Consider the following 2,277-nt stretch of genomic DNA (forward strand, 5'->3'; position numbering starts at 1 on the left):
GGAGACTCGATTTGAAGAGTTTCGCTCGGCTAAATTGTTGTGTGATGCACTTGAGGAAGAAGGTTTTACGGTAGAACGGGGAGTGGCTGGGCTTAGAGTGTGAGGGGGTTGGGAAATGAATTGTTGGGAAAGAGACTTCATATACAGAGATCTAAGACGATTAAGAAGAGAAGCAAAAAACTGTGATAATAAAGGCATGAAAAATGATCTAGATCAAGAAATCATGTTTTTAGAAGAAGTTCTTTTTTCCATAGGGGATAACAAGGAAATTTCTGAGAAATATGAAAGAAGGAATTGATTTAAACTGGTCTGGTTCAGTTAATAAAATACCCTTATGTTGGGATTGAAAGACTGCATCATTTTATATTTGCCGTCATTACCTAGGATAGAAATAGAGCCTTTTGGGGTCCAGACAGCAAAACGTGGAAAGCGTACGTTAAAAGTTATGTTGTGAGTGTGAGAGAGGACGGTTGTCCCCTCTTTTTTTATGTTGCAAAAACCTCCAACTATTTCGTTTATCTTTAATACCAACGCTCCTTTGGTTTGTGGGGTTTAGCTGATGAACTATTTTTTCTGACGTTTTTGACCAAATATTAACTCTTAATATTTCGCCTTAAGACCTGTTTACCGTATTAAAAGAGACTAAGAAGCTTAAGCTTTTTTAGGTTTTGCTTAAGCAAATGTATTAAAAATAAGCCCCCAATTTTTTGGGGACTTATGAAGAGTGTGTTACAAAAATATTAAAAAATATTACAAAAATGGGAGGTAATTGGAATTTAATGTATAAAGTTATAATTAGGACTAAATGGGGAGGTGAAAATGAGTGGAAAACAGCGTTATTAATACTAACGCTGTTTCGTAATAAGTGTAGCTATATTTTCAAAGTCAGATAACTCTAGATGGTTGTTACGATCTGCCATTAAAACGTAACCTAACCCATCGTTTTTAAATCTAAACGTATAAACACCTTTAGAATCTAAGTTGTGAAAATAAGTTGTCCCATTTTTCAACTTAGAAACCTTTTCAGAATCTGATTTTGGAAAGAATTCTTTTTCCTCCGAGATTTGCAACACTAATAAATCATTGGAAGTTGGATTCAAAAATTCCAACCTTACAGACTTATCATTTTCCATCCTTCCAAAGCTGTGAGTTACTTTAAAAGGTAATTTTTTTTCAAAATCATTTGGTAACGAAACACCATTATTATGGACTTTCTTGAAGTTTTTTAATGATTGTTCGACTGATGTGAATCCGAGTTTGTTATAGGTATCTTTTGGATAGCTTCTTACTTCGGAATTAGCTGGTTTCTGTTCCTGAGCTTCATTAATTGAAGGGATTAAAAATAAGGAAGCGAAAAGAGTAGCTGCACCTAAGATATTGATTGTTTTTTTCCACATAACACACGCTCCTTTAAAAATCTTTTACGTGCTTATGTTATGAGATAGTTATCAAGTTTATACTTACGCAGAAAAGGAGAGGTAAATGTATGTATAAGAAAATATCTTTTTTGTTTATTTTCGCGGTGTTAGCTTTTGGAGTGTTTAATCCTAATATAGCCAGTGCGAAATACCAATGCGGGGCTTATGAGCAAAAGTGTGCTGAGGCGTCTATGAGTTATGGGGATCAACAGTATGCAGCAAGTTCACGTGTTTATTTTAGCTATGGAGAAACTATCCGGTATGATTGGGATAATGATGCTCCTAGTATGCAAGTATCTTTTCAAGTGTATAATTCCAGTGGAGCACCTGTTTCAAAAGAACTCGTAGCAGGACCGGATTATGGAAATAACTACGGATTTTATGACGTTCCATCATCTGGATATTATTATTTATTTGCAGCTTGTGAGGGAGGAAATGACACTCGTTGCCAAGGTGGCGGTACCATAGCTAAATGGTAATAAAAATGCCCCTGGTTAATCCACCAGGGACATTTTTTGGGAGAGTCAATCGTAGAGTCAAGGGGCGACTGCACAAGGTACTGATCGAAAAGCAAAATACGCTTTTCGTCACTACCTAAGTGTCGCTTCGGTATTAAACGCCTCGATAACTAGGGATTGTAGGGCTCATACCTTCGCCAACATTCCCTAAGTTCCTGATACGTTTGCCTTATGGCCATACCGAACGAGTCGAAGTTCAAAACCTAAAAACTTAAGTTCAAAGAGGAAAGCAGACATACGTCTGCTTCAGGCTGTCGAGAAAGTTCTCGACAGCCTTATTTTTTTGATTTTGGTCTCAATTTACCTTTTGTTGTTTGTTACCCTAAAGATAGAAATCCTTT

At 36.4% G+C, this 2,277-nt stretch carries 3 protein-coding genes; 2 read left to right on the forward strand and 1 reads right to left on the reverse strand.

Translation table 11 applies throughout. The features are described 5' to 3' along the window. The first annotated feature begins 115 nt into the window (after nt 1-115). Entirely contained in the window at nt 116-298 is a 183-nt protein-coding gene (locus BLW54_RS20210) for a hypothetical protein (protein ID WP_035507994.1), read from the forward strand. A 547-nt stretch (nt 299-845) separates the two neighbouring features. On the opposite strand, the gene BLW54_RS20215 is transcribed toward BLW54_RS20210, so the two are convergent. After that, nucleotides 846-1,397, reverse strand: coding sequence for a hypothetical protein (locus BLW54_RS20215; RefSeq protein WP_035507996.1), 552 nt, complete (start codon nt 1,395-1,397; stop codon nt 846-848). 89 nt (nt 1,398-1,486) lie between these two features. On the opposite strand from BLW54_RS20215, the gene BLW54_RS20220 reads away from it, so the two are divergent. Beyond that, on the forward strand, nt 1,487-1,897 hold the full coding sequence (locus BLW54_RS20220; RefSeq protein ID WP_074736541.1) for a hypothetical protein: 411 nt from the start codon (nt 1,487-1,489) through the stop codon (nt 1,895-1,897). Nucleotides 1,898-2,277: the final 380 nt, after the last annotated feature.

The sequence above is a fragment of the Halobacillus karajensis genome, assembly GCF_900108515.1.
Classification (GTDB): Bacteria; Bacillota; Bacilli; order Bacillales; family Halobacillaceae; genus Halobacillus; species Halobacillus karajensis.

Excerpts from the sequence above, each read along its gene's own strand:
- BLW54_RS20210 (WP_035507994.1), top strand. The coding sequence starts at position 116 with ATGAATTGTTGGGAAAGAGACTTCATATACAGAGATCTAAGACGATTA.
- BLW54_RS20215 (WP_035507996.1), bottom strand. The coding sequence starts at position 1,397 with ATGTGGAAAAAAACAATCAATATCTTAGGTGCAGCTACTCTTTTCGCT.
- BLW54_RS20220 (WP_074736541.1), top strand. The coding sequence starts at position 1,487 with ATGTATAAGAAAATATCTTTTTTGTTTATTTTCGCGGTGTTAGCTTTT.